The following is a 26,485-nucleotide window of genomic DNA, read 5'->3' as shown; positions in this document are numbered from 1 at the left end:
TTACGCCTTTCCTTTTTCAGGAGATGGTTCTTCCAGACGCCTCCGAAGCTGTTTTTCCAGTTCATCCCGGTTGATCGGCTTGGTGATAAACCCCTCCATGCCTGCGACATAACAGCGGTCTCGTTCCTCTGTGGTGGCTCCCGCGGTGAGTGCCAGAATTGGTGTTGATCGTTGGGCCTTGATTTGTCGGGTTGCCTCCAGTCCGTCGCATTCGGGCATTTGCACATCCATCAAAATAAGATCCAGGGGGGTTCTGAGAGCGATCTCGACAGCTTCCAGGCCGTTGACCGCTTCGTGGATCACCCAGGCAGGTGAGATTTGACGGATGATCGCCTTGACCAGCATCATGTTGGTGCGGGAGTCTTCAGCGATCAAAAGGTGCTTCTCTGCTGTCGCGGGAATTTCCGGGCCAGAGGCGACGGAGGCACCCTCCTCGTCGGGTATCTCCTGGTTGGCTGTCTCCTCGTCGGGCGTCTCCTGGTCGGGCCGGGTGAGCTGGCTCAGACGCGAAAAAAGCTCCTCGCCCCGGACCGGCTTGGGGAGAAGAACATCCACCCCCAGGCGGCGTGCCTCCTCAAGAATCGCGGGATCGTCCGAGGGACTGTGGAGGAGCACCAGCCGACAGGTTCCCTGGTTGTAGCCCAGGTCGTCGTGGAGGTGGCGGATCGTCTGAAGGCCGTCCAGAACGGGCATGTGATAGTCCATAATGACAAGATCGTAGTGAAGGTTCTCTTCCAGATGGCGCAGTGCCGAGAGCCCGTCGGGGCAGTCCTGGCCGGGCACGCCCCAGCAGGAGAGAAGGTCCTTCAAAATGGAGCGGCTCGTGGCGTTGTCGTCGACAATAAGGGCTTTTTTGAGGGGGAGGGTGTGCTTGCAGGGCATATCAGGATTTCCGGACTCGCCCGGCAAAACGGGCAGATCCAGGGTAAAGCCGAAGGTGCTTCCTTGGCCGGGGCTGCTTTCCAGGCTGATCTCGCCCCCCATGGCGCGGGCCAGCCGGTGCGAGATGATCAAGCCCAGTCCGGTGCCGCCAAAGCGGCGAGTAGTGGAGGTATCGCCCTGGGAAAAGGCGCGAAAAAGGTTTCCCTGTTGGTCGGGCGAAATGCCGATTCCCGTATCACGGACCTGAAAGGTGCACCGGCAGTGCCCTTCCGGCCCCGGCCCGCACCGGACCTTGAGCTCAACCTCGCCCTGGTCGGTGAACTTTACGGCGTTGCTCAAAAGATTGACAAGAATCTGTTTCAGCCGCATCGGGTCGGCAAGGACCCTTCGCGGGAGCCTGGGGCTGCAGTTCATCAGCACCTCCAGGCCTTTCTGGAAAGCCTGCCAGGAGATGATCTCTGCTGCTTCTGCTACCACCTTGGGCAGATCGGTCTCCACCGTGTCCACCTCGAGTTTTCCTGCCTCGATTTTGGAGAGATCCAGGATATCGTTGATGACCGCCAGAAGGCTCTTGCCTGAGGTGATGGCGGCTTCTGCGTAGGTCCGCTGGGTGTCGTCCAGCTGTGTTTTGAGAAGGAGTTCGGTGAAGCCGATCACCCCGTTCAGGGGGGTGCGGATCTCGTGGCTCATATTGGAGAGAAAATGCGACTTGGCCCTGTTTGCCCGTTCGGCGGCCTCCTTGGCCTGGTGGAGCGATTCCTCGGCCTGGAGCCGTTGAAGGGCGCTTGCCAGGGTGTTGGCCAGGACCTGGAGCAGGGATATCTCCCGGTTGCTCCAGTGGCGATGGATTCGCACTGCGTCAAAACCGAAGAACCCCTGGACCTTTTCCCCCACCATCACCGGTACGCAGAGCAGGGATCGTATTCCCTGGCGCTGGAACTCCTGCTGTTCAGTCCGGGCCTCCCGGGGAAGACGATCCATATCCTCGATCAGGAGAACATCTCCCCGCAGGAGTTGCTCATGGGCCCAGGGAAAGGTTTGCAAGGGGAGATTCTGGCGTTGTTCCTGGAGTGATTCGATCCCCGGGGCGCACCACTCGTGGCTGTTACTCAGGTTGGGGTGATCCGGGGAAAACTCGAAGAGGTAGCTGCGGTCGGCGCCGAAAAAGTGGCCTGCCTTGGCGAGCATGGATTGAACGGTTCTGGAGAAGCTCTCCCGGGAGACCCCGACAAGGTGAGTGGATATTTCGCTTACCATCTGCTGGAATCTCGTGGATGCTTCCAGCTCCAGTTCGGTCTCCTTGCGCCCGGTGATGTCCCTGATCAGGCCAAGTACGTGGGTGGGCCTGCCCGTGGTGTTGCGGATCACCCCGGCCGATTGCTCGACCCACCGCAGGACGCCGTCGTTGCGAATAATGCGGTGTTCGCAATTCAGGGAGTTTCCTTCGGGCAGGGTTGTCACGGGCTTGTGAAGGCGAAGAACCTTGGCACGGTCCCGGGGGTGAATCCGTCGGAGAAATGCACCCAGGGTTCCCTCGAAGGAGCCTTCAGCGAGGCCGAAGATCTCCTCGCACTCGGGAGACCAGAAAAGGTGGCCCGTGGCCAGGGTGAGTTCCCAGAGGCCTGTGCCGGTAAACCGGTGAAGCAGGGCGACACGTCGTAATTGTTCTTCCGATGAATCCCGGGGCTTCTCCATTTACCCTTCAGTTTAAGGGGATCAGGCGCGTTCGCGCCACCCTGAAAGGAGGAAACTCTCGATCATCACCGGACGAATCCTGGATTTGACAGTCCCCGGGACGATCAGTAAAGTGTGGAGGAAAACAGGTAAAACCCGAGCGGGGCCTGATCTGTTTCCCCAAGGAGTAGCGCTTGATCAAGACCCGGTTCTTTGTTGTGATCAGCCTGTCGATAATTCTGGGGTTCTGTGCCCTTACGGGTTTTCATGCTCTGCAGGAAGGTGAGCGGACACGCAACTTTATTCGTGACCACGAGATTCGTCCTCTGGGCATGGCCGTTGCAGCTCATCTCGATCGCACTGCCTCGCAGTATCATCGGGTGGGGGAAGAGTTGCTCCGGGACGGCCTTCTTCGTGACTGGATACGGGGGGGCGAGGAGGATGAAGAGGAGCTTCGCTTTTTTCTCGAGAGCGTCCGGACCCGCTTCGACATGATCGAAACCAGTATTGTGAGTGATCTCACCGAGACCTTTTACAGTACTGACGGGCGCACCCTGGTGCTTGATCCGGATAATCAGGATCGCGACGGCTGGTATTACCTGTATCGGGATAGCCTGGTAGAGACGAATATCGACGCCTGGTACTATCCTGAAAAGGGCCAGGTCCTGATGTGGGTCAATGTGCCTATTTTCGACAAGGATGGTTCCTTTCTGGGTGTAACCGGCGGAGGAGTTCTGGCGGAGGATTTCACGCGAACGCTCCTTTCCTTTGGTCAGCTTCCGGGTGTAAACGTTTACATGGCGCGGCGTGACGGGCGGATTGTCTATGCCGGGGATGAGTAGCTGGTCCGGTCCGGAACAAATATGGACGATGTCTGGGGAATCCCCGTAAGAGAGCTTCTTTCCCGGAACCAGGTCGGAAAAGACTATATGGTTCTGGAGCCCCGAGGGGTGGGTGGTCCCCTGATCTGGGCGAGCCATTCCGACGAGTGGAACACCTACCTGGTGCTGGAGAAGACAGGGGAGGTTGTGGCGGCCCGGGCCCGGGCCACGGTTCTCAACAGCCTCCTGGCTGGTGGTGTTCTCACAATATTCTTTTCTGCGGTGGTCATCCTGATCGTTCGGGGGGCGAGCAAGCAAATAAACGAGCAGGCTCGGCGGCTTGAAGAACTTGCCGGTCAGGATTCCTTGACTGGTCTGAATAACCGGTTGCGCTTTAATACCCTTGTTCAGAACGAACTTGCCCGGACGAGGCGGACGGGAGAGCCGGCCTTCCTGGTTATCCTGGATCTGGACTACTTCAAGAATATCAACGATACCTGCGGACACCCTGGGGGAGACGCTGTTCTCGTGGGGGTCTCCCGGGTGATCCAGGAACAGCTGCGGAGCACCGATCACGCCGGGAGGTTCGGAGGAGAGGAGTTTGCGCTCCTCCTGCCCGACACAAACCCGGAGGGGGCGATCCAGGTTGCGGAGAAGATCCGCTGTGCGATCATGGACTGTCCTGTTCCCGGGGGGGAGGCTGTTTCCCCGGTGACGGCGAGCTTTGGTGTGGCCCCGCTGCGTGTTCAGGACGGCGTGAGCGACGAGGACCTCTTCCACCGGGTTTATACCGAGGCGGATCAGGCCCTGTATCTGGCAAAACAGCGCGGGCGCAACCGTGTCGAGACCGCCCCGGAGAGGACATGACCCAGACGGTACGGCGGGGGTTCCTTCGGGATACCCCCACCGCACCTGGAAGATATCAGGTCAGGGCGTCAACAGCACTTCGCTCGGAGGCGAGGGCTGCTTTGTATCGACTGTAATACTTTGCGAACCCCTCCAGATCTTCCGGTGTGGGCGAGACAGTCTGTATCGATGCTCCGGCGAAAACTCTATCCAGGTAGTCAGGAAGATTCCCGCCACGGTCTTTCAGAAAAGCTGCGAGCAGCGCCATCCCCCAGGAACCGCCCTCTCCTGCGGTCTCCATGACCGAACAATCGCATCCGATAACTGCAGCAGCAATCCTCTGTCCTACCACCGGGGTGGTGAAGAACCCCCCATGACCGGTAATTCGTTCCAGAGCAGCCCCCTCTCGATCGCGCAGAACGTCAAGGCCGATGCGCATGGCAGTAAGAGCCGAGAACAGGTGTGCCCGCATGAGGTTTGCTGCGGAGAAGCGTGCGCCGGGTGAGCGGAGAAACAGGGGGAGACCGTCTGTGAACCCCGTCAGGTGCTCGCCTGACCGGTAGGGAATCACCGTGAGCCCTCCTGCATCGGAATCCCCCTGAAGGGCCAGGGGTAGAAGCGTTGAGAAGCTGTCGTTCGTGGAGGCCGGAGCGCCAAGGGCGCAGGAAGTTTCGGTGAGGAGGGAGATCCAGTCGTTGAGATCGGAGGTGCAGTTGTTCGAGTGAGCCATGGCTACGCTCTTGCCATCGGGTGTGAGAAAAACATCGATCGCCTCGTGATGCCCCGAAAGGGGTTGTTCGAGGACCACCATGGCAAAGGCCGAGGTTCCGGCAGAGACATTCGCAGTTCGTGGGCGGATGCTGTTCGTGGCGATCATTCCTGTGCCCGCATCACCTTCGGGGGGGCAAAGGGGCGTTTCCGCAGAAACGGTCCCCGTAGGATCAAGGTCAGGAGCGACGCTATCCAGAAGTCGTCCTGCTTCTGTACCGTGGGGAAGAACCTCGGGGAGTATGTCCAGGAGTCGGAAGGGAACATTCGCCTTTTCGAGCAGCGAGTCGAAGAGGTTCACGTATGTTGTATTGTAGGTCATCGTCTCGGGGTCCACGGGGAACATGCCGGATGCTTCGTTGATCCCCAGGGCAAACCGTCCCGTGAGCTTGTAGTGAATGTATCCTGCCAGAGTGGTGAGGCGGGCGAGGTGAGGAACATGGGATTCCTTGTTGAGTATGGCCTCGTAGAGGTGGGCGATGCTCCAGCGCTGCGGGATGGGAAACTGAAAGATTTCGCTCAGTTCCTGCGAGGCCTTTTGGGTCCTGTTATTGCGCCAGGTGCGGAAGGGGGCCAGAAGATTGTCCCGGGCGTCGAGGGGTAAATAGCCGTGCATCATGCCGCTTATGCCGGCCGCAGCGATGCGTGGGGTTTTATCGGGGCAGCACTTGGCGTAGTTCCCCAGGAGGGTCTGCACGGAGGTTTTTAAACCCTGCCAGGCATCGTCCAATGGGTAGGACCAGAATCCATCGACCTGGGAATCCTGCCAGGTATAGGAGCCCGATGCGACGGGTTTCCAGTCCGAATCGATCAGGACTGTCTTTATTCGTGTTGATCCGAGCTCTATGCCAAGAACCAGCTCTTGTTTGTTCATCGTGTTTTCTCCTTGCTATGACCGGTTCCCCGGTATGATCGGGTCAGTTCCTCCGGAGGAACCCCGCAGAATGATATCACGGGAAGGGAGAAGCAGGTACAGGGCAATTTGCGAAGAAACATGTTGACGGATCAGAAAAGCCATGTGACTATAATCTGTATGACAGGTGGACAGGTAAACAGATTTTTCCGGGTATTTTGAGGAGATGTGGTGGTCGAGACAAACTATGAAATAAAGAGGACGAACCTGTATGAGCAAATCGCGGATAGCCTGGAACGGGCAATCATCGCGAAGGACTCAGAGCTGATCCGGAAATTGCCGTCGGAGCAGGAGCTGGCCAAGCGCTTTCAGGTGAGCCGCACTGTGGTCAGGGAGGGGCTGAAGATTCTCAAGGAGCGGGGTCTGATTGACCTTCGCAACGGGGGTGGGTCCTATATCACAAAACCAAAACTGGAGACAGTTTCGAGTGCCCTCCAGCGAATCATTGAGATCGATGAAGTTGATAACGAGGATCTCCACGAACTGCGACATATCCTGGAAGTGGCTGCTTGCCGTCTTGCTGCGGTTCACATCACTGCCGAAGAAGTCGCGCGGTTGCGAGAGATAGTTGCTCGCATGGAGGATCGAAGTCTTTCTGTGGACGAGAGGGTCGAATACGACTCGTCTTTCCATATTGCAATCGCTCGGGCGGGTAAAAACATTCTTCTCGAAATGTTCGTTGAGGTGATGACCACCCTGACCCGCGAGTATATGAGTAAAGGCGTGTTGTTGCGAGGCGGGATAGAAGATTGCCTGAAACATCACAATTTGGTTGTTAATGCCATTGAATCAGGGGATCCCGATAAAGCAGAAAGTGCGATAAGCGATCATCTCCGCGCTTCTCACGAAAATGTAACTATATACGATTCAATTGAAAATCCAGATAAGTAAGCGATAAATCAGAATCAAACCGTTATTTTATAACGATAATTACCAGAATTGGGGAGGTTGTTTTGAAAAACTATTTTGTTGCGGTGCTCGCTCTCTCGTTTGTATCTTTTTCTGTCTTTGCGGGTGGAAGTGGTGAATCCTCGTCGGAGAAGCCGATCGAGATCATCTACACAATGACAGCAGTTCCCGGAGATGCACACACTCAGGCCATGTATGTCTTCAAGGAGACTGTGGAGGAGCTGTCAGGAGGAACGATTAAGATTCTGGCCTACGATTCTGCTTCCCTCTTCCGCCAGGAACAGGAGCTTTCGGCTGTGCGATCAGGGCAGGCCGATATGACGGCAATTGCGGCCCCCTGGTTGACCGATGGTTCTCCCTGGGTTTCCATGTTTACTGCGGGATACATGTTTGGCAGTTACGGCCACATGTCGGAAGTTCTGAATGGGGAAGTAGGACAGGAAGCCTTTGACCGGATCGCCCGGGAGCAGGGAATTCGTCCCCTGGGAGCACAGTATCTCGGAACACGGCAGATCAACCTTGTTGAGGATCGCCCTGTGAAAACTCCTGCTGACTTGCGAGGAGTGAATCTCCGGATGCCCAACTCCGATGCCTGGTTGTTTCTGGGCCGTGCCCTGGGTGCAAACCCGACGCCGATCTCTTTTTCCGAGCTCTACATGGCGCTGCAGACCCGGACGGTGGATGGTCAGGATAACCCGCTGCCCACAACGCGAAATGCGATGTTCTATGAAGTTACCCGCTCTATCAGTCTTACCAATCATGTCGTTGACAGTGTGTGGCCTGCAATCAATGAAGCCAAATGGCAGTCCTTGAATGATCAGCAAAGGGAGTGGATCCTGGAGGGCGTTCGTGCCGGAATTGCACATTGCGATGCAACTAACATCAAGGCAGAAGCAGAGTTGATCGAGTACTTCAGAAGTGCGGGAATGAAGGTCTACGAGGCTGATATCGATGCCTTCCGCTCTCATGTACTGGAGCAGTATTTGGAATCTCCCTTTTCCAGATCCTGGGATATGGATCTCTTTGAGCGGGTCCAGGCTGTAGATCGATAAATCTACCGAGGTTGTTGATTTCGGCAGGAATCTTTCCGAGATACGGGAAGGTCCCTGCCGGTTGTGTTTTTGGAAGAGGAAGAAGAGTTAATAGAATGCTGAAGAACGCCTTGCGGCTCATAACAAATTTCTTTGAGATATACGTACCGATTGGGGCATTTTTTGTCATGTTCGGTACTTTTCTCTTGCAGGTTTTTTTTCGATATGTCCTGCGTTCACCCCTGACCTGGACTCAGGAAGTAATTGTTCTCAGCTTTGTCTGGGTTGTGATCTTTGGTGCCAGTTACACCATGAGGGAAAAAGGACATGTAAAGTTTACCATGGTGTATGACATGGCTCCCCCCCGGGTGGCGGCTCTCCTGCGGTTTGCCGGAAACGCTCTTATTGCGTCCGCCCTGTTTTTGTTAATTGTGCCATCGTTTAAATACGCTCTCTTTGTAGGATTTCAACGTACAGCTGTATTCAGGGTATCATACACCGTTGCTTTTCTCCCCTTTTTATATTTATTGATTTCTTCTATCTGCTACATCGTGCCCGAACTGTACGAGGACATACGTGTTATGCGGGGTGATATCGAAGATAGTTCCGATCATGCGGTATCAGAAATTATTCGAGAGTCTGTGGAAGCTTCCCAGAATATCGACGCGACGGAGATTTTTCGATGAGTTTGCCAGTTTTTGCTGCCCTTGTATTGTTTGTCCTGATTTTCTTTTTGCGCATGCCGATCGCTCTGGGTATGCTGGTTTCTTCAGTCGGATATTTTATCCTCCGGGGTGCAGATCTCGGCATGGTCGCAAACCAGGTAGTGAATACCTATTTCACAAACTTTGTCATTATTGCGGTTCCTCTCTTTATCTTTACGGCAAATGTGATGAACTCCGGAAAAATTACGGCGATGATCTTCCGCTTTGCCGATGCCCTCTGTGGAGGGATGCGGGGAGCCCTGGGGCACGTGAATGTCCTGGCATCGCTCATTTTTGCCGGTATGACAGGTTCCGCCATTGCCGATGCAGCGGGATTGGGAAAGATCGAGATAGAGGCAATGAACGACGCAGGGTTTGATCCACCCTTCTCCTGTGCTATCACAGCTGCCTCCGCCACGATCGGGCCGATTTTTCCGCCCAGCATTCCTCTTGTTATCTATGCAATGCTCTCGGGAACCTCCGTGGGGGCCCTCTTTCTGGGGGGGATGATCCCGGCTCTATTGCTCACGGTTTTCCTGATGGTTTACATCTCGATTATCGCCGCCGTCAGGAGCTATCCGCGAGGGAAGTGGCTGGGGCTTCATCTCTTTCTCGCGCTGACGTTGCAGGCCCTGCCCGCATTGCTCACGCCTGTCATTCTCCTTGCAGGGATCTACACGGGAGTGATGACGCCCACCGAAGCGGGTGCAATCGCGGGGCTGTATGCACTGATCGTCTCGGTGGGTGTCTATCGAGCCCTCGGATGGAGTGATCTCTGGCAGATCATGAAGAACTCGATCCGCGATATTGGCGCGACCAGTATCATGATAGGAGCTGCAGCGGTCATCTCGTACATTGTTGCAAGGGAACAAATTGCAGCTTCCCTGGGCACCTGGATCCTCTCTATATCAAATAGCCCCTGGGTCTTTCTTCTTCTGGTCAACGGAGTGATCCTGCTTTTGGGAATGGTTATCGATACATCGACAATCCAGTTGATTTTTGTTCCTATTCTCATTCCCGTGGCACGCGCTCTGGGAATCGATTTGATACACTTTGGACTGGTTGTGACTTTTAACATGATGGTCGGTTTGTCCACTCCACCCTTTGGCATGCTTTTATTTATCACATCGTCAATATCGAATACTTCGCTGAAAGAAGTGATGCGTGAGATTCTTTTTCCAGTGCTCGCTATGATAGGGGTGCTCTTGATAATTACCTATATTCCAGATGTTGTGCTTTTTCTGCCAAGAAGATTCGGAATGATGTAAGCGGAATATTCTGGAAATCATCATAATATTCGCATTTTTGTGCAGACTGATTTTAACGTTCTTAGAGGAGAATCTCTGTGAAAAAATTCAAGGGTTGCTGGCCGACGATGATAACTCCCTTTACGGAGGATAATCGAATCGATTACCCCGCAGTGGAAAGACTGGTGGAGTGGTATATTCAGCGTGGCTGTGATGGTATCTTCGCTGTCTGTCAATCGAGCGAGATGTTCTTTCTTACCGAGGACGAGAAACAGGAGCTTGCCAAAGCTGTTGTATCGCTGGCGGGGGGACGAGTGAAGGTTGTCGCCTCGGGGCATACTGCAGAGGATCCTTCCGAACAGATAGATCAAATTATGGCGATGGCCGAGACGGGAGTTGATGCGGTTGTCCTTGTAAGCAATCGCTTGGCAGATCCTGATCAACCGGAAGAGCTTTTTCAGGAGCGAGCGGAGGCAATTTTTGCAGCCACCAGGGGTGTGCCCCTGGGAATGTACGAATGTCCCTATCCCAAATTACGCCTCTTGGACACGGCCTTTCTGCGCGACGCCGCCCATGCGGGGAAACTGGTTTTTCTGAAGGATGTGAGCTGTTCCGGGGAGATTCTTCAGGAGAGGATACAGGCCGTGGCAGGCAGCAGTCTGGCTTTGTTGAATGCCAATACGGCAACGTTGCTCGATTCACTGATCGCCGGGGCGGATGGGTACAACGGAGTAATGGGGAACTTCCATATCGATCTCTATAAGTGGTTGTACGATAATTTCAGGAAGGAACCCGGCCTGGCGCGCAAGGTCAGTGATTTTCTCACCGTTTCGGCCATCATCGAGGCGCGAGCGTACCCGGTGAGTGCCAAACACCATTTCAACATCACGGGGGTCCCCATGGAAACCTGTTCCCGGGCGCTGGATTCTGCTGCTGTTCTTAATGAGAACGGGATTCGTGAGATCAACAGTCTGATCAGGATGGAGAGCGCCCTCCGGCACGAATTGGGTTTGCCGTCATAACAGCGGGAGATGCCCGCACCTCCTCTCCCCCCGGGATGGCAGGGTCCGGGGAGGGAGCAGCGCCTGTCTAGGGAGTGTGATCTGCCGTGGCGCTTTCCGCGCGCTGTTCGGGAAACATCCCCAGCCGTATCTGCAGGTAGTGGAAGACCTCCTTGGCGATATCCACGGTGCAGGCCTTCTCCAGCCCGTCAAAGCCGGGTGAGCTGTTTACCTCGCAAATCTTGAAATGTCCTTCATCGAAGAGGAGATCGACCCCGGCGATCTCCAGGCCAAGAATCCGTGATGCCTCCACGGCGAGCCATTCGATCTCCGGTGTCATGGGGTATTCGCGGACCATGCCTCCGCTGGAATAGTTTGCCTTAAAGGCCTCTCCGTTGGTGTAGCGCTCCATACACGCCACGGCGCGCCCTCCGATGGTGAAAACTCTCAGGTCCCGTCCATAACTTGTCTGGATGAACTCCTGGATGATCATATTGACCTTGGAGTTGGTAACCTCGATCAACTGAAACAGATCAGAACAGGATTTGCGGTCCTGCGCGAGGAATACGCCCTTGCCTTGCGATCCCGAGAGCGTCTTGATTACTGCAGGATAGCCGATATGTTTTTCTACCAGTCGCTCGTCGATCGGGAACTTCACGAGCATCGTTCACGGTACCGGAATGTTGTTCTCGGCCAGAATCTGTTGTGTATACAGCTTGTCCTTGACGGTCTCAATGCTGTGGGCCGAGTTGAACGTCGGCACTCCCAGCCGTTCCAGATGACGGATGACGGCCAGCGCAAAATAGGCGGTGCCGGGAACAAGCAGTATACGAGAGGTACAGCGGGGGTTCCTTCGGGTACCCCGCGCCAGGGGCGGTGAGAACAGCCCGGATCTCAAAACAGGGTTGATTAGAATAAAATTGCGCGAACGCTTATAATTGCCCCATGGACCGCGTGGACAGACTTCTCACAGCGACACTGCTCTGGTTTGTTCTCTTTCTGCCCTTCCCGGTGCAGGGCCACGCCGAGCACCGGCAGATCCGGTTGGCGAGTGCTGAATATCCACCGTATTTTGGAGAGTTCCTGGATAACCAGGGCGTTATCACGGAGATTGTTGTTGCGGCCTATTCGCGGGTTGGCTACGAGGTGGAGGTCAGCTTCATGCCCTGGTCCCGCAGTTGGGAGATGACCAGAAAGGGTTCCTTTGACGGGATGTTTGCCCTGTGGCACCGGAAAGATCGGGAGCAGTGGTTTGCCTTTTCGGACCCTCTGCTTCCAAACGAACTGGTCTTTTTCAAACGGCGAGACAATCCGGTTGCGTTTGATAGTCTTGAAGATCTGCGAGGGTATCGCATCGGGACCCACCAGGGCTATGCAAAGCCCCTGAGCTTTGCCCGGGCCCCCTATCTGCGAACAGAAGACGCCGCAACGGATGAGCTGAATATTCGCAAGGTCTATCACCGGCGGGTGGATCTGATCGTGATAGACAGGGTCGTGGCACAGTATCTGATCACCAGGAATTTCCCTGACTACCAGGACGAACTGGAGGCGATGTATCCGGTCCTGGAGTACGAGGCGCAACATCTGGTTGTGTCCAGGCGGGCCGCAGAGTACCGGGCCAAGCTGGACGATTTCAACGAGGGGCTCCGGCTCATTACTGCAGACGGAACGCTCGAGCGAATTCTGGAGAGCCATGGATTCTGACCCCTGAGAGATCGGAATCCTTTCCATCGGGTTCTGGACATATTACCCGGTTGAGACGGGCTTCGGGATTGAGGTACATTGTGGGGCGATGCGGATAAAGCACAATGTAGATATCAACGGTTTGCTCGGTTTCAGCCTTTCCGGTTTAATGTTCGTGGTCTCCGCACTTCGTACGGGTGATCGGTTTGCTCTCGCCGGGAGCATAATATGGATTCTCTCGTGCGCAGGATGGATATGTGCCCTCCTGCGACGGGATCACTCGCCTTCTGCTCCAGAACCTCAAACACGCAGAGCCGATCAAATCCATTCTTCCGATTGAATCTCTCCTTCCAGGGAAAGAATGATCGCCTTGACGGGAACCCGCCGCTCAGCCTGGCCCGCTGCTGTCCGTGCGAGCGCGAGAAGTCCGCTGCAACAGGGAACCTCCATAATGAGTACAGTCAATGTGTTGATCCTCGATTCGTCGATCATCCGGACGAGCTTCTCCAGATAGATCTGCTGTCCCTGGTCGAGCTTGGGACAGGCTATTGCCAGAGCCTTTCCTTTGAGAAAATCCCTGTGAAAGTTCCCTGCCGCATAGGCTGTACAATCCGCTGCAACCAGGAGATCTGCCCCCTGAAGATAGGGCGCTGCCGGGTTCAGCAGATGCAGCTGAACTGGCCACTGACGAAGTTCGCCTGATTGGGCGGGAGCGGATTGGCCTGCTGGCGCGACCGGTCCCGGATGTTCGTTTCCTGGAGCCCTTCGCAACATGCGAGCTGCCGACCCGGGGCAGCCGCCGCCGTGACCATGAAGCTCCTGGGGCTGATTTGCAAGAGGGTTCGGAATTCCCCTCTTTTCCAGATAGGCTTCGGCCTGTTCGAGGTACTCCTTCTGGTTGTGTTGCCGAAGGTGTTCAAGGTGAGCCCTGATCACCCTGGGGCCGCCTGCGGTGATCTTGTCCATTACCTTTTCCTCGTCGTAGGGTTCGGCCTCCCGTTTCTCGATGGTCATGGCCCCTGTGGGACAGTGACCCACACAGGCGCCGATCCCCTCGCACATCAGGTCCGATATCAGGCGTGCTTTTCCGTCGATAATTTGCAGGGCGCCCTGGTGACAATTGGGGACACAGTTGCCGCAACCAACACAGAGGTCCTCGTCGATTTCAATAATTTCTCGCATCATGGTGAGAGGATACAGCGGGCCATCGCCTGCGGTCCGTAACCTGTGATACAGTGGGAGCGAATTATGGACAGGATTCCTGACCTTTTCTGGAAGAATGCACCTCTCTTTCACGGTCTTAACTCGGAGGATCGAACCCGCCTGGCCAGGGAGTATCGGTGGACCCTCTCGAGCTACCTGCCCGGGCAGTATCTGGCGACCATGGGGGATCCGATCGAGAAGCTCTTGCTGATCGCCCGGGGGACGATCGCTGCCGAGGTGATCGCTCCCAGGGGAGTTCTGATTATGGAAAGGCTGACCCAGGGGGCTATGCTCGCGGGGCCGGTTCTGTTCACCGCTGATCCGCGTTTCCCGGTGCAATTGCGCGTTCTCGAGGAGACGGGGATTCTTTCTTTGCCCCGCTCCGAAGCGCTTTTGATGCTGGCATCGTACCCCGGGGTGCTGGAAAATTTTTTGCGTGAAGGTGGCGAAAAAATTCTCTTTCTGGCCGAGAAGATCAGGCTTGTGCAGTTTTCATCGATGCGACAGAAAATCGCCGGTCATTTTCTGGAGCTGGCCCGGCGCCAGGGGGGCGACGATATCCGGCTCAACTACACGATGGAGACACTGGCCGATCTCTTTGGGGTTACCCGCCCGGCCCTCTCGCGTTGCCTCGGGCAGATGGTAGATGAGGGGAGTGTGACGCGACTGGGCAAGGGGCACTTCCGGGTATCCCCGTCGGAGCTGGAGGCAATTCTGGAAGCGGATTGAATGATCTGGAAACGACAACCCCTTTTAACCACTGTATTGGCAAATAGCATTGACCACTCCGGCTACAACGTACCCGTTGTTGACACGGGTACTTGGCATTAGCCAGGGACCACTTCCTTTTTCCCTCTCTGGGGATGGAAACAGCAACCCCTCGTCCAATCTGGAAAAACGATTTGGCCATAAATGCCCGAATGATTGCGATGTCATCGTTAGGTCTGCGACCACGACCACGATAGCCGGAAGCACAGTGGAAACGGCAACCCCTATTGTGGTCAATCCTGTTTTCCCCGCGCTGGTTAGTTTAGTTTGCCGTTTCCACCTACAGAAAATACGGCAGAGAGGGATTGATGCCCAAGATCCGCGCCGACCAGGGAATCAGTCGTGTGTTGAGTGCGGAAGAGCAGACAGCTTTTCTTGAAGAGCTTGCACAGTATCCAAAACTGACCGCCGGAGCGGTGTACCGGAAGCTTCTGGAGGAACGAAGAATTTCCACGCGGATTTCTTCCTCCTCGCTCTCCCGGATCGTTGTTGCCGCGGGGATGAGCCGGAATGAGCGTCTCCAGGAAGCGGTGCGGGAAAAGAGCCTCAAGTTCGAGTTCTTCGCCCCCTTGGAATGTGTACAGGCAGACTGCATGCACGGGCCCTTGGTAGCGAATGATACTGGAAAGCGGGAGAAAGCGATCCTTCTGGCTTTCATCGACGACGCCACACGACGAATCGTATACAGCGAGTTCTCATTCACCGAGCGATCGATGATCTTTGAACAGGGACTCCGGCATATCCTCTCAACACACGGCCGAATCGGCCGGGTTTACGTTGATAACGGAGCCACCTTCATCTCCAGCCAGACCAAACGGATTCTGGACAGCCTCCAGGTGCTTCTGGTGCATTCAAAACCGGGACGACCTCAGGGGCGAGGAAAAATAGAACGGTATTTTCGCACTGTGCGGGATTCGTTTCTCCGCCCCATGGATACCGACTCGTTGAAAAGCCTTGCGGATCTCAACGCCCGCTTTCATACCTGGCTTGAGAGTGAGTATCACCGTAACCCCCACCGGGGATTGAACGGGAAAACACCCCTTGAGGCGTGGCTTGAAAAGGCACAGCACATCCGCACGATCGATCCAACGGTGGATCTGGAGACGATCTTTTTCCACGAGGAATACCGGAAGGTGCACCGGGACAGCACGATTACAATAGCAGGAACCCTCTACGAAGTCCCCTCGATTCTGATCGGGAGGAAGGTGAAGTGCCGCTTCGATCCGCATCGTTCGCTACGGCGAATCCATATCACCCATGACGGGAAAGACTTCGGAGAGTGCCGGATCGTGAATACCTACGACAATACCCGAGTAACCCGTAGCGAGGTTGACCCGGAAGTCTTTGAGGAGAGTTCCTCTGTGGAGCATCCCAACGTGCTGGCCGGGCTTTCCGCCTCGCGATCCTTTGCCGGGGGTGGACAATGACCCGGGAGATGCTCAGTCACTTCAATCTCAGTACACCACCCTTCTCAAAGGAGATCGCTACCGACGACCTGCTGACATTACCCTCGATGGATATTCCGCTGAATCGGGGGTGCGGACGTTTTGTATACCTCCGAGACAAGCCGTGACGTGGAAGAAAATATCCTAGGCAATCCGCTGGAAACATTTTGGAAGAACTGTATTTTCCGGTTTTGCGGGGTAAAAAACGTCTACAGACGATCCTTCAGTATCGTCATGCCCAGCTGGAAACGATAAATCTGCCTTAAGGGTCTGGTATACCTTGTAGCCGTCACGCTGTAGATACCCGCGGCACCCCCTGGAGAAGTGCCCGCAGATACTCCTTCTCTTTTTCAACTCAATACGGTTCTAATTTTTAAAGCAGACTAAAGATACAAATGTAAAAATAAAGAGACATAAAAAGCAATAAAGCCAGAATTTTCCTGATTTAATGAAAAAAAGAAAAAGAAATGTTGACAATTCGTATAGCAATGTTATAGTTAAAAAAAGAAAGAGAAGACATGAAGAAACTGATAGACGACGTGCGATTGATGATTAAAGTGTGTGATCTGTATTACAACCAGAATATTGGGCAACAACAGATTGCCGCCATGCTTCATATTTCAAGACCGACTGTCTCACGGCTTTTGGGTTCTTCTAGAGAAAAGAAAATTGTCAAGATTCAGGTGTCAAATCTAGAGCTCGTAAAACATTGGGAAATAGAAAATCAATTAAAAAGCATATACAAATTCAAGGATGTCGTGGTCGTAGATTCTTGCCAAACAGAAGAAGAGATGAAAGATAAATTGGGCAAAGCGGCAGCCAGGTATCTGGAGTATCAGATTACGGACAATAGCATTGTTGGTATTTCCATGGGATCTACCTTATATAGTGTTGTAGACCATATCACGGAGCAAAAGGCAGAGAATGTTATTTTTGTTCCACTAATTGGTGGCATGGGGCGACTTCGGATGGAATTACATTCGAATAGTCTCGCAGAACGTTTGTCAAGAAAGTATAAGAGCAAATTCATTCCATTGCAGGCTCCGGCACGAATTTCCAGTGAATTGGTACGAGATGATCTGATGCGAGAAGAAAGCATAGCGAAAGCGATGAAATATGCAGAAAAAGTAGAGCTTGCAATCGTTGGCATTGGATATCCTAATGATAATTCTTCCATCACGAAGACAGGTTATTTCAAGGATAATGAGATAGAAATATTAAAAAATAAAAATGTTGCTGGAGAGATATGTATGCAATTTTATAATATTGATGGATACACATCTGCTTATAGAAATGACAACCATGTAATGGGACTGGTTCTTTCAAAGCTTCGTAGAGTTCCCATATCTATCGGTGTAGCGGGAGGTATTGAGAAATTTCGAGCAATTAAGGGAGCAGTTAAGGGAAGATATATAAATGTTTTAATTACAGATTTTGATTGTGCCAGAGTGTTGATTGAAAATAAATAGGACTCAAAATTTCGTTTTTATTTTTGGGAAGAGAGGGTAGGGTTGTGATGAAGAAAGAAGATGCGCTAAAAGGAGTGAGAATGTTTGTCCTGGATATGGATGGCACCGTATATCTAGGAAATCAGGTCATTGAAGGTGCAGTTGACTTCATTCGTGATTTAGAAGCCTCGGATGAAAAAGATTACATATTTTTCACAAACAATTCTTCAAAAGTTCCGTCATTTTACGCTGAAAAACTTCGTCTTCTTGGTCTAGAAGTAGATAAAAGCAAGATTTTAACATCAGGTGACGTTTGTTTGAGTTACATAATAAAAAACTATTCCGGTAAAAAAATATACTTAAACGGCACGGCTCTTTTAAGAGACAACTGGTTAGAAAAAGGAATAAAACTTGTAGATAGCGATCCTGACGTAGTGGTTCAAAGTTTTGACACTGAGATGACATATGAAAAGATTGATAAAATATGTTCTTATGTCAGGAATGGTATTCCTTTTCTTGCGACTCATGTTGATACTAACTGCCCAACAGAAAATGGATTCATGCCCGACTGTGGTGCGATATGCAGTTTAATTACAGAATCTACAGGAATTGAACCAAAATATCTTGGAAAACCATCTAAAGAAGTAATGGATTGCATATTAGATACCACTGGATACAAGAGAGAAGAAATATCTTTTGTTGGAGATAGATTATATACTGATGTTGCATGTGGCGTAAATAATGGTTCAAGAGGATTTTTGGTATTAACCGGTGAATCTACCATGAAAACGGTAGGGTTGTCTGATACAAATCCTAGCTGCATATATGATTCGCTGGATGAAATGCGAAAATATTTATATTAGAGGAGAAGTTGTATGAGAGTTGTTTTTGGAAGTGATCCCAATGCTAAGGTTTTTAAGGATCAGTTGATAGAGTATACAAAGACTCTTGGCATTGAAATAGTTGATTTTGGTAGTGATGATCCTATTTATGCAAATACAGCAATTAGGCTGGCAGAAGCTGTGTCTGCGAAAGAATTTGATCGCGGTATTATTGTGTGTGGTACAGGAATAGGTGTTTCTATTGCAGCAAACAAAGTTAAGGGTGTTTATGCTGCTTGCATTCACGACATATATCAGGCGCAAAGAGCAGCTCTCTCTAACAATGCAAATATCATAACAATGGGTTCTCAGGTGGTCGGAATTGAGCTTGCGAAATGCATGGTAAAAGAATACTTCTCTCATGAATTTGATGAAAACGGAAGGTCTTTTTTGAAAGTTAAAAAAATAGTTGATTTTGAAAACAATATTTATAGGTGATATTGTTTAAATTAAAACATTTTACTCCAAAAAAAGGTTTTTAAAATATAAGTCAGACTACTGCTGTTGTAAATGGGATGGTTAAAAGCGAATGAATTCAGAAAGTCGGTTAATGGAATGGAGAAAAGCATTGTTGCGACCGCATGTTGATTGAGGGTGATAATTTCAAAAACGTTGAAAATTATTATTTAGCTTGATAAATAAATAATAATTGATTCTGCGCAATTCTGCTGAGGTGCGGTTTGCGACGATAGATGTAAATCTCAGTTATTTTTTGGTGTGAATTTTACATTTTGTAGTTGAGGGGGTAGTAAATCGTGAACAAGTTGAGACTTCAGAAAATGGCCAACGAAGTAAGAAGAGGGATCATTGCAGGAGTCTATGCCGCAAAAGCCGGTCATCCCGGCGGTTCATTATCGTCAGTAGAAATATTTACATACCTTTATTTTGAGGAGATGAATATAGATCCTGAGAATCCAAAGGATCCAAATAGAGACCGGTTTGTACTATCGAAAGGACATGCTGCACCGGGGCTCTATGCTACACTTGCCAACAGAGGATATTTCCCAGTTGAAGACTTACTAACGCTGAGACAGAGTGGAACGCATTTACAGGGACACCCAAGTATCGCACATACGCCAGGCGTTGACATGTCAAGCGGTTCTTTAGGACAGGGATTTTCTGCAGCGGTAGGCATGGCACTCGCTGCAAAGTTAAAAAACAAAATCTACATGGTATATGCCCTTTTAGGGGATGGTGAGATCCAAGAGGGCCAAGTCTGGGAGGCCGCAATGTTTGCAGGTCACAAAAAACTGGATAACTTGGTGGTTATCGTAGATAACAACGGACTTCAGATTGATGGACGGTTAACAGATGTCTGTTCTCCCTATCCCATTGATGAGAAATTTAAGGCATTTGGTTTTCATACAATCTGCTTAGAAGATGGTAATGATTTCGACCAGATCAACTATGCCATGCAAGAAGCAAGAGAAGTAAAAGGGATGCCGGTAGTCATCATAATGAGGACTATAAAGGGAAAAGGAATATCCTTTATGCAAGATCAAATATCCTGGCACGGAACTGCACCAGATGATAAGCAGTATGCACAAGCAATAAAAGAACTAGATGAAGTGGGGAAGATTTTATGCCAGGGCTAAAAAAAATTTCGACAAGAGAGAGTTATGGGAATGCTCTTGTTGAACTAGGCCAGAAACATACCAATCTAGTAGTCCTAGATGCAGATCTTGCTACTGCAACTAAGACAGGAATCTTTAAGAAAGCATTTCCTGAACGTCATATCAACTGTGGAATCGCAGAATCAAATATGATGGGAATTGCAGCAGGCATGGCGACTACAGGCATGGTGCCATTTGCAAGTACCTTTGCCATGTTTGCAGCAGGAAGAGCATTTGAACAGATCAGAAATTCCATCGGGTATCCAAATCTCAATGTAAAAATCGGTGCAACACATGCAGGAATTTCCGTAGGGGAAGACGGTGCAACTCACCAGTGTAACGAAGACATTGGTCTGATGCGTGCTATTCCCGGAATGACCATCATTAACCCTTCCGATGATCTGGAGGCAAAAGCGGCGGTAAAGGCTGCTTATGAGATTGATGGGCCTGTTTACTTAAGATTTGGGCGCTTGGCTGTTCCTGTGATCAACGATAAACCGAATTACAAGTTTGAGATTGGAAAGGGTGTGGTCTTAAAAGAAGGGAAGGATGTTGCCATCGTCGCAACAGGGTTGTGCGTCAACGCCGCATTGGAAGCCGCCGAGATGCTACAAGATGATGGCGTAACTGCCAAGGTCATCAATATTCGTACGATCAAGCCGATCGATAAAGAGTTGCTTGTCGACGTAGCGAAAGAAATTGGAAAAATAGTAACAGTTGAAGAACATTCTGTTATTGGTGGTTTGGGAAGTGCAGTAGCAGAAGTCCTAGTAGAAAACATGCCAGTGCCAATGAAGAGAATTGGAATTGATGATGTGTATGGTGAATCAGGACCGGCTACAGAACTGCTTGAAAAATATGGGTTGAGTAACAAGGGAGTTTACGAAGCGACAAAACATTTCTTGTGGAAACAAACAAGAAATAAAAGAAAAATGAATCAGGGAGGTTGAAAATGGAAAAATACTTAATGGGTATTGATGCGGGAACAGGTAGCGTAAGAGTTGCTCTTTATGATTATCGTGGCCAGAGCAGAGCTTATCACATTGAATCCTACGGGACAACTTATCCTAGAAACGGATGGGCAGAACAGGATGATAGAGAATGGTTGAGCGCTTTATCAAAAGCAATCCCAGAATGCATGAAAAAGGCTGGAACCGGGCCAGAAAGTGTTGTTGCCATTTCATGCGATGCAACCACAAACACATTGGTTTTTCTTGATAAAAATGATGAAATGGTTCGTTTGCCAATGCTCTGGATGGATGTTCGTGCAACAGAAGAAGCAGCATTCATTGACCGAATAAGAGAAGACTATGCCGCAACTAGATTCTATAAGCCAAGTTTTCGTGCAGACACTTTGATTCCCAAATGTATGTGGCTGAAGAAGAACGAACCAGAAAACTGGAAAAAAACGAAAACAATCATGGAGTTTGAGGACTGGCTCAACTGGAAATTAACAGGGAAGAAATCGGTATGCAAGTCAATCGCGGCTTTCCGCTGGAACTATGATGACAGAAACGGTGGATATCCTCTTGATTTATTCTCTGCTGCAGGGATAGGGGATATAGTAGAGAAATTTCCTGAAAATATCCTAAAAGTTGGTGATATCGTGGGAAGTGTAAGTTTTGAGGCCGCAGAAATGTTCGGACTTAGTGTACAGACACAGGTTGTAGAAGGAACTGCTGATTGCAATGCCTGTATGTTTGGTGTTGGCGGTGTAAGACCAAACGGTATGACTCTAATCGGTGGAACATCCTCATGTTTGCTGGGTCTCTCTGAGCAAGATTTTCACGTAGATGGTGTAAATGGTACATATCCTAACTGTATGTATGATGGAACAAGTCTTCTTGAAGGGGGCCAGACAGCATCTGGTGCCATCCTCACGTGGTTTAGAAACAACTTAGTTCCAGGTTCTTGGGTCCAGGAAGCTGCAAGCAGAGATATGAACATTTATGACCTCATGACAGAAAAAGCACAGAAAATTCCAATTGGTAGTGATGGACTCGTTATGATGGACTATTTTCAGGGAAATCGTGCTCCTTATTCAGATTCTAAAGCAAGAGGAATGTTCTGGGGATTATCCATTGCTACAACAACAGCTCATATGGCACGGGCTGTATATGAAGGTGTCGCGTATGGCGCAAATCATTGTATCATCAGCATGAAAAAAGCAGGATACAAAGTTAATCAAATCTACGCGTGTGGTGGATTGGCTCAGTCTGATTTTTGGATGCAGATGCATTCAGATGTAATCGGCGTTCCAATGTACACAACAGTAGAAAACCAGAGCGCTGGATGTCTTGGATCTTGTATCATCGCAGCAGTTGGTGTTGGAATTTATCCTACATTTGCAGATGCAGCGGATAGCATGGTTCGTGTAGATAAGGAATACCATCCGAACCCAGAAGCTCACAAAGAATACAAATTCTACATGGAGAGGTATATGGAAACTTGGCCTCAAATGAGGGATATCGTTCATAAAACTGTAGAGCACAGCAATAGCAAAAACTAAAATTGCAACAGGAAAAGGTGCATGACAGTTTGTTTGAACTGTGCTCAATTCAAGACAGCTTTCCGACCGGATTAAGTCGATATGTTGTGATCTTGATGTGCTGTAAAAGATAACCCTATTTCTGTTGATCTGAGGCCTTGGGTCCTGTTAACTACATTCATTCATGTTCCGGCATGAATTGCAGAGGAGGTTTCTATGAGTGGGAAATATGTACTAGGAGTCGATTTTGGTACCGAGAGTGTTCGTGTTGGGATCATTGATGAGCAGGGGGGAGCGGCGGCAATCGCGGTACGTACCTATCCTCTGCACCACCCTGGCCCTGGCCGCGCGGAGCAAAATCCTGATGACTGGTGGACGGCACTCGTCGAGGCTTGTAATGAAGCCGTTAGCAAAAGTCTGGTTTCACCAGAGGATATCGCTGGGATATCTCTCGATGCAACCGCCTCTACGGTTGTTGTTCTCGACAAGAATGGCCGGCATCTCAGGCCTGCGATTATGTGGATGGATGTTCGTGCCACTGAGGAGGCCAAACGCATTGAGCATACCGGTGATCCAGCCCTGAAGTATAATGGGTTCGGTCCGGTTTCTGCAGAGTTTGGTCTGCCCAAGGCGTTATGGATAAAAAAGCACGAACCTCAGATATATGCGAAATCAGCACATATTGTTGACTGCTGTGATTGGGCGATTTACCGGCTTACCGGACAGTGGAGCTCCTCGGTCAACGTCGCCAGCGCAAAATACTACTATGATCGTGACAGTGGGGGGTGGCCGACAAGTCTCTACAATGCGCTTGACGCAGTAGATCTTCTCGAAAAACTCATCCCCCACGTTCGGGATATTTTTGCTGTGGCTGGTGAGTTACGCCGGGATGTTGCAGAGGAACTTGGCCTTGCTCCTGGTACACCGGTTGCTCAAGGTGGCGTCGACGCTTATATGGGCGCGCTTGGTCTTGGAGTAGTTGAGCCTGGCACGATCGCACTAGTGACTGGATCAAGCCATGTCGTCATTGGACAGTCAGCAAAACCCATTCATGGCCCTGGTCTATGGGGGGCATATACCGATGCGATGCTTCCGGGTACCTACACCTTGGAAGCTGGCCAGGCATCGACAGGGTCAATCCTTTCCTGGTTTAAAAATAGTTTTTGTGGAGAATACATCGCAGAGGCAGAACGGCGAGGAGTTAATGTCTACGAGGTGCTTAACGAGGCTGCGGAAAATATCCCTATTGGTTCGGAAGGACTTGTTGTCCTTGATTACTTTCAGGGCAATCGAGCTCCACACAGCGATCCTTATGCTCGCGGAGCCATTTGGGGGCTATCGTTAAGTCATACTCCTGCTCATCTCTACCGGGCGATTATGGAGGGAGTTTGCTACGGTACCGCGAATATGTTTGATGCCTTACGCACTCAGGGCTACGATCCTTCGACGGTGATGGTTGCCGGTGGGCCGACGAAGAGTCCCCTATGGATGCAGATGCATGCTGATGTCCTCGGTCAGCCACTGCATATTACCAAGGGTGGTGACATTGCTCCATTGCTCGGGTCGGCAATGCTTGCTGCTGTGGGTAGTGGGGTTCATGCCGATCTGCCGACAGCAGCCTCCGCAATGGTTCATACTGAACTAACCGTGGAGCCCGATATGCAGGCTCATGAGGCCTATCGCTTCTACTTTGACCGCTATCGAGAGACCTATGATCAACTAAAGTCGCCAATGCACAGCATGGCGACACACTTACGGGATAGTGCAGAAGAATCCTGCGTGAGGAGAGAAAGATAATGATGATGAACAAGCAAGTTAAGCAAGCTCTTTTGCATGCGAAAGATACTAGAGCGGTCTTTTTCGCATCCGGAGCTCTCACCCAGGTTGGCGAGACCTTCGCCGCAACCTTTCCCGGCGCTAAGGCGCAAATTATCGCTGACGAGAATACTGAAGCGGTCGCTGGTGAGGTGGCAAGGAAGAGCTTGAGCAAAGCAGGGATAGATCTTTGTGAGGGGCTCTGTTTCCCTGCTCATCCTACGCTCTATGCAGGCTACGAGCGTGTGTCAGAAATTGTCGAGGTGTTGGCTCGTACCCCAGCGGTTCCAATCGTGATTGGTAGTGGAACGTTAAATGATCTTGTTAAGCGTGCGGCATTCGAGCTTGAGAGGCCGTACATGGTCATAGCAACCGCTGCGTCGATGGACGGTTACACCGCCTACGGCGCGTCACTGGCAAAAGACGGGCACAAGCAGACCTTGCCGTGTCCGGCGCCCCTGGCAGTTGTCGCTGACGTCGCTGTACTCGCAGAGGCCCCATCGGCGATGACTGCTTCAGGTTATGCCGATCTTCTTGGTAAGGTTACTGCTGGTGCCGACTGGTTGGTTGCTGATGCGCTTGGTGTTGAGCTCATTGATAATCGATCCTGGAGTCTCGTGCAGGAGCCTTTACGCATTTCAATCGGTCAGCCCGAGGCTCTAGCCAGAGGTGATCTCAAGACTATTGAGTTGCTAGTTGAAGGGCTTTTGATGTCAGGCGTGGCAATGCAGGTCCATGCCTCATCACGCCCTGCATCAGGTTCAGAGCACCAGTTTAGCCATCTTTGGGAGATGGAGGGGCTCGGGCGTAATCTGGTTCCTCCTCTCTCCCATGGGTTTAAGGTCGGCATTGGATCGATTGCTGTCGCGGCGCTTTACGAGGAACTTTTTGAGAGTGATCTCTGTGCAGTTGATGTTGATGCCTGCTGTCGCGCGTGGCCAAGCTTTGCTGATTTAGAAGATCGTGCGCGTCAGGCACACCCGTTGCTTGGGGATATTGCCGTGGCCCAACTTTCCGGTAAGTATGTTAGTGGCGAAGGGCTTGCAGCTCGCCTTAACCGTCTTGTTGAAGTTTGGCCCAAACTACGCGAGCGACTTCTTGACCAACTTTTGCCGGCTATCAAACTGAGAGATATGCTCAAAGTAGCAGGATGTCCTACTACACCGGAGGAGATAGGACTTACTCGTGAGGAGCTTAAGGCGAGCTATTCGCGAGCGCAGATGATCCGTTCCCGTTATACAGTCCTTGATGTCGCGGTAGAGACAGGATTGCTTGATTCCTGCGTTGAGAAACTTTTTGCTCCTGGTGGCTATTGGGCAAGCGACTCGTGATGTTTTGACCCCGGGTCGCTTGTAGTGTGGAGTTCCTCCACGAGACCCGGGGCAGTTTGCCGTTTCCAAGGAGGGAGTAGACGGCGACAAACACCCTCAGATTGACGACAAACCTGCCGGCGCCCTATGCTGGCTGAAGCGAGGGTTGGGGGAGCATACCCTCATACATCAAAATTACCGCCGGTAAGGTCCACGACGTGAATATTCTTGACGATCTGATCCCGGAACCGGGGTCCTGGTACATCATGGATCGGGGATACCTCGACTTTGCCCGCTTGTACCGACTCACCGAATGGTCCGCGTTTTTCGTAACCCGGGCGAAGGTGAATACTCAGTTCCGACGCGTGTACTCTCATCCGGTGGATAAATCAGATGCTCTCCTGTCCGATCAGACGATAGTACTGACGGGCGTAAGAACCGCCGCCGACTATCCGGAGAAACTCAGACGGACCAGATACCGTGACCCTGAAACCGGCAAGGTCTTCACGTTCCTGTCGAACAACTTCACCGTCCCTGCAGAAACCATTACCAGACTTTACAAAAGCCGCTGGCAGGTGGAGCTGTTTTTCCGGTGGATCAAGCAGCACCTGCGGATTAAATCGTTCTACGGAACCTCAATGAACGCGGTGAAAACGCAGATCTGGATTGCAATTTCGGTATACGTGCTGGTGGCGATCATCAAGAAGCAGCTGAAACTGGACGGTAGTCTCTACACAATTTTACAGATTCTTAGCGTGACCGCGTTTGAGCAAGTCCCTATAGAACAAGTACTTACGAATTTTGATTACAGTTCAGACGACCCTGGTTCTGATAAACAGTTACTATTCAAGGAGTTATAACCGGACAGCCGTGACGCAATATATTATCTTACGTCTTTAAGGTTTCCAGTTACATATTTGTGTAAAATACTCGTAACAAGTGGGAATTACGCTCTAAACCTGCCGGCTGTTCCGCTGTAAACCTGCCGCCTATTCCAGGCTAAAACCTGCCGGGTATTCCGAGGTAAACCTGCCG

Annotated in this window: 22 protein-coding genes and 1 pseudogene; 19 read left to right on the top strand and 4 right to left on the bottom strand. The window is 51.2% G+C overall.

All coding sequences use genetic code 11. The annotated features are described in order from the left end of the window. Nucleotides 1-2,577, bottom strand: a complete 2,577-nt coding sequence (locus BW950_RS10375; RefSeq protein ID WP_076489236.1) for a response regulator — start codon at nucleotides 2,575-2,577, stop codon at nucleotides 1-3. A 173-nt stretch (nucleotides 2,578-2,750) separates the two neighbouring features. Here BW950_RS10375 and BW950_RS10370 point away from each other — a divergent pair, with 173 nt between their 5' ends. Beyond that, the gene (locus tag BW950_RS10370; RefSeq protein WP_076489235.1) at nucleotides 2,751-3,398 is read left to right on the top strand and encodes a cache domain-containing protein; all 648 of its coding nucleotides are present in this window, start codon (nucleotides 2,751-2,753) and stop codon (nucleotides 3,396-3,398) included. A 21-nt stretch (nucleotides 3,399-3,419) separates the two neighbouring features. Then, nucleotides 3,420-4,244 carry a GGDEF domain-containing protein gene (locus tag BW950_RS10365; protein WP_076489234.1) on the top strand — a complete coding sequence of 275 codons (825 nt, stop codon included), beginning with the start codon at nucleotides 3,420-3,422 and terminating at the stop codon, nucleotides 4,242-4,244. Nucleotides 4,245-4,299: 55 nt separating this feature from the next. Here the strand turns inward: BW950_RS10365 and BW950_RS10360 are convergent, their stop codons facing one another. Further along, nucleotides 4,300-5,865, bottom strand: a complete 1,566-nt coding sequence (locus BW950_RS10360) for a xylulokinase (RefSeq protein WP_076489233.1) — start codon at nucleotides 5,863-5,865, stop codon at nucleotides 4,300-4,302. 210 nt (nucleotides 5,866-6,075) lie between these two features. Between BW950_RS10360 and BW950_RS10355 the strand changes: the two genes are divergently transcribed. The 5 genes from BW950_RS10355 to BW950_RS10335 all read left to right on the top strand — a co-directional run bounded on the left by BW950_RS10355 (nucleotide 6,076) and on the right by BW950_RS10335 (nucleotide 10,817). Then, nucleotides 6,076-6,795, top strand: a complete 720-nt coding sequence (locus tag BW950_RS10355; RefSeq protein WP_076489232.1) for a FadR/GntR family transcriptional regulator — start codon at nucleotides 6,076-6,078, stop codon at nucleotides 6,793-6,795. A gap of 62 nt (nucleotides 6,796-6,857) precedes the next feature. Next, on the top strand, nucleotides 6,858-7,865 hold the full coding sequence (locus BW950_RS10350; protein ID WP_076489231.1) for a sialic acid TRAP transporter substrate-binding protein SiaP: 1,008 nt from the start codon (nucleotides 6,858-6,860) through the stop codon (nucleotides 7,863-7,865). A gap of 95 nt (nucleotides 7,866-7,960) precedes the next feature. Then, the gene (locus BW950_RS10345) at nucleotides 7,961-8,530 is read left to right on the top strand and encodes a TRAP transporter small permease (RefSeq protein WP_076489230.1); all 570 of its coding nucleotides are present in this window, start codon (nucleotides 7,961-7,963) and stop codon (nucleotides 8,528-8,530) included. Further along, the gene (locus tag BW950_RS10340) at nucleotides 8,527-9,816 is read left to right on the top strand and encodes a TRAP transporter large permease (RefSeq protein ID WP_076489229.1); all 1,290 of its coding nucleotides are present in this window, start codon (nucleotides 8,527-8,529) and stop codon (nucleotides 9,814-9,816) included. The genes BW950_RS10345 and BW950_RS10340 overlap by 4 nt, the downstream gene beginning before the upstream one ends. A gap of 77 nt (nucleotides 9,817-9,893) precedes the next feature. Continuing rightward, nucleotides 9,894-10,817, top strand: coding sequence for a dihydrodipicolinate synthase family protein (locus tag BW950_RS10335; protein ID WP_076489228.1), 924 nt, complete (start codon nucleotides 9,894-9,896; stop codon nucleotides 10,815-10,817). A 67-nt stretch (nucleotides 10,818-10,884) separates the two neighbouring features. Here the strand turns inward: BW950_RS10335 and BW950_RS10330 are convergent, their stop codons facing one another. Further along, a complete protein-coding gene (locus tag BW950_RS10330) occupies nucleotides 10,885-11,460 on the bottom strand; it encodes an ATP-grasp domain-containing protein (RefSeq protein WP_234969087.1) in 576 nt (191 codons plus the stop codon). 281 nt (nucleotides 11,461-11,741) lie between these two features. On the opposite strand from BW950_RS10330, the gene BW950_RS10325 reads away from it, so the two are divergent. Further along, the gene (locus BW950_RS10325; RefSeq protein ID WP_076489227.1) at nucleotides 11,742-12,500 is read left to right on the top strand and encodes a substrate-binding periplasmic protein; all 759 of its coding nucleotides are present in this window, start codon (nucleotides 11,742-11,744) and stop codon (nucleotides 12,498-12,500) included. A gap of 297 nt (nucleotides 12,501-12,797) precedes the next feature. Here the strand turns inward: BW950_RS10325 and BW950_RS10320 are convergent, their stop codons facing one another. Continuing rightward, nucleotides 12,798-13,664, bottom strand: coding sequence for an ATP-binding protein (locus BW950_RS10320; RefSeq protein WP_076489226.1), 867 nt, complete (start codon nucleotides 13,662-13,664; stop codon nucleotides 12,798-12,800). 63 nt (nucleotides 13,665-13,727) lie between these two features. On the opposite strand from BW950_RS10320, the gene BW950_RS10315 reads away from it, so the two are divergent. The 11 genes and pseudogenes from BW950_RS10315 to BW950_RS10265 all read left to right on the top strand — a co-directional run. After that, complete coding sequence (locus BW950_RS10315; protein ID WP_076489306.1) at nucleotides 13,728-14,411, top strand: Crp/Fnr family transcriptional regulator; 684 nt, start codon at nucleotides 13,728-13,730, stop codon at nucleotides 14,409-14,411. Nucleotides 14,412-14,758: 347 nt separating this feature from the next. Continuing rightward, complete coding sequence (locus tag BW950_RS10310) at nucleotides 14,759-15,877, top strand: integrase core domain-containing protein (RefSeq protein WP_076489225.1); 1,119 nt, start codon at nucleotides 14,759-14,761, stop codon at nucleotides 15,875-15,877. Nucleotides 15,878-16,413: 536 nt separating this feature from the next. After that, the gene (locus BW950_RS10305) at nucleotides 16,414-17,364 is read left to right on the top strand and encodes a sugar-binding transcriptional regulator (protein WP_076489224.1); all 951 of its coding nucleotides are present in this window, start codon (nucleotides 16,414-16,416) and stop codon (nucleotides 17,362-17,364) included. Between the two features lie 47 nt (nucleotides 17,365-17,411). After that, the gene (locus BW950_RS10300; RefSeq protein ID WP_076489223.1) at nucleotides 17,412-18,206 is read left to right on the top strand and encodes an HAD-IIA family hydrolase; all 795 of its coding nucleotides are present in this window, start codon (nucleotides 17,412-17,414) and stop codon (nucleotides 18,204-18,206) included. 12 nt (nucleotides 18,207-18,218) lie between these two features. Continuing rightward, nucleotides 18,219-18,662: an RpiB/LacA/LacB family sugar-phosphate isomerase gene (locus tag BW950_RS10295; RefSeq protein WP_076489222.1), complete on the top strand. Its 444-nt coding sequence runs from the start codon at nucleotides 18,219-18,221 to the stop codon at nucleotides 18,660-18,662. A 317-nt stretch (nucleotides 18,663-18,979) separates the two neighbouring features. Then, a complete protein-coding gene (locus tag BW950_RS10290) occupies nucleotides 18,980-19,819 on the top strand; it encodes a transketolase (RefSeq protein WP_076489221.1) in 840 nt (279 codons plus the stop codon). After that, a complete protein-coding gene (locus BW950_RS10285) occupies nucleotides 19,807-20,787 on the top strand; it encodes a transketolase family protein (RefSeq protein ID WP_076489220.1) in 981 nt (326 codons plus the stop codon). Before BW950_RS10290 ends, BW950_RS10285 begins: the two co-directional genes overlap by 13 nt. Nucleotides 20,788-20,789: 2 nt before the next feature. Continuing rightward, the gene (locus BW950_RS10280; RefSeq protein WP_076489219.1) at nucleotides 20,790-22,346 is read left to right on the top strand and encodes an FGGY-family carbohydrate kinase; all 1,557 of its coding nucleotides are present in this window, start codon (nucleotides 20,790-20,792) and stop codon (nucleotides 22,344-22,346) included. A 195-nt stretch (nucleotides 22,347-22,541) separates the two neighbouring features. After that, on the top strand, nucleotides 22,542-24,122 hold the full coding sequence (locus BW950_RS10275; RefSeq protein ID WP_076489218.1) for an FGGY-family carbohydrate kinase: 1,581 nt from the start codon (nucleotides 22,542-22,544) through the stop codon (nucleotides 24,120-24,122). Next, complete coding sequence (locus tag BW950_RS10270; protein WP_200796819.1) at nucleotides 24,122-25,471, top strand: sn-glycerol-1-phosphate dehydrogenase; 1,350 nt, start codon at nucleotides 24,122-24,124, stop codon at nucleotides 25,469-25,471. Before BW950_RS10275 ends, BW950_RS10270 begins: the two co-directional genes overlap by 1 nt. 149 nt (nucleotides 25,472-25,620) lie before the next feature. Continuing rightward, a pseudogene (locus BW950_RS10265) lies at nucleotides 25,621-26,310 on the top strand (IS4 family transposase); the annotation flags it as partial. Between the last annotated feature and the right edge of the window lie 175 nt (nucleotides 26,311-26,485).

It is taken from the genome of Alkalispirochaeta americana, assembly GCF_900156105.1.
Taxonomy (GTDB): domain Bacteria; phylum Spirochaetota; class Spirochaetia; order DSM-27196; family Alkalispirochaetaceae; genus Alkalispirochaeta; species Alkalispirochaeta americana.
This window is presented reverse-complemented; position numbering and strand designations above follow the sequence as displayed.

Excerpts from the sequence above, each read along its gene's own strand:
- BW950_RS10365 (WP_076489234.1), top strand. The coding sequence starts at position 3,420 with ATGGACGATGTCTGGGGAATCCCCGTAAGAGAGCTTCTTTCCCGGAAC.
- BW950_RS10320 (WP_076489226.1), bottom strand. The coding sequence starts at position 13,664 with ATGATGCGAGAAATTATTGAAATCGACGAGGACCTCTGTGTTGGTTGC.
- BW950_RS10360 (WP_076489233.1), bottom strand. The coding sequence starts at position 5,865 with ATGAACAAACAAGAGCTGGTTCTTGGCATAGAGCTCGGATCAACACGA.
- BW950_RS10280 (WP_076489219.1), top strand. The coding sequence starts at position 20,790 with ATGGAAAAATACTTAATGGGTATTGATGCGGGAACAGGTAGCGTAAGA.
- BW950_RS10330 (WP_234969087.1), bottom strand. The coding sequence starts at position 11,460 with ATGCTCGTGAAGTTCCCGATCGACGAGCGACTGGTAGAAAAACATATC.
- BW950_RS10300 (WP_076489223.1), top strand. The coding sequence starts at position 17,412 with ATGAAGAAAGAAGATGCGCTAAAAGGAGTGAGAATGTTTGTCCTGGAT.
- BW950_RS10305 (WP_076489224.1), top strand. The coding sequence starts at position 16,414 with ATGAAGAAACTGATAGACGACGTGCGATTGATGATTAAAGTGTGTGAT.
- BW950_RS10325 (WP_076489227.1), top strand. The coding sequence starts at position 11,742 with ATGGACCGCGTGGACAGACTTCTCACAGCGACACTGCTCTGGTTTGTT.
- BW950_RS10315 (WP_076489306.1), top strand. The coding sequence starts at position 13,728 with ATGGACAGGATTCCTGACCTTTTCTGGAAGAATGCACCTCTCTTTCAC.
- BW950_RS10275 (WP_076489218.1), top strand. The coding sequence starts at position 22,542 with ATGAGTGGGAAATATGTACTAGGAGTCGATTTTGGTACCGAGAGTGTT.
- BW950_RS10310 (WP_076489225.1), top strand. The coding sequence starts at position 14,759 with ATGCCCAAGATCCGCGCCGACCAGGGAATCAGTCGTGTGTTGAGTGCG.
- BW950_RS10285 (WP_076489220.1), top strand. The coding sequence starts at position 19,807 with ATGCCAGGGCTAAAAAAAATTTCGACAAGAGAGAGTTATGGGAATGCT.
- BW950_RS10345 (WP_076489230.1), top strand. The coding sequence starts at position 7,961 with ATGCTGAAGAACGCCTTGCGGCTCATAACAAATTTCTTTGAGATATAC.
- BW950_RS10295 (WP_076489222.1), top strand. The coding sequence starts at position 18,219 with ATGAGAGTTGTTTTTGGAAGTGATCCCAATGCTAAGGTTTTTAAGGAT.
- BW950_RS10270 (WP_200796819.1), top strand. The coding sequence starts at position 24,122 with ATGATGATGAACAAGCAAGTTAAGCAAGCTCTTTTGCATGCGAAAGAT.
- BW950_RS10375 (WP_076489236.1), bottom strand. The coding sequence starts at position 2,577 with ATGGAGAAGCCCCGGGATTCATCGGAAGAACAATTACGACGTGTCGCC.
- BW950_RS10340 (WP_076489229.1), top strand. The coding sequence starts at position 8,527 with ATGAGTTTGCCAGTTTTTGCTGCCCTTGTATTGTTTGTCCTGATTTTC.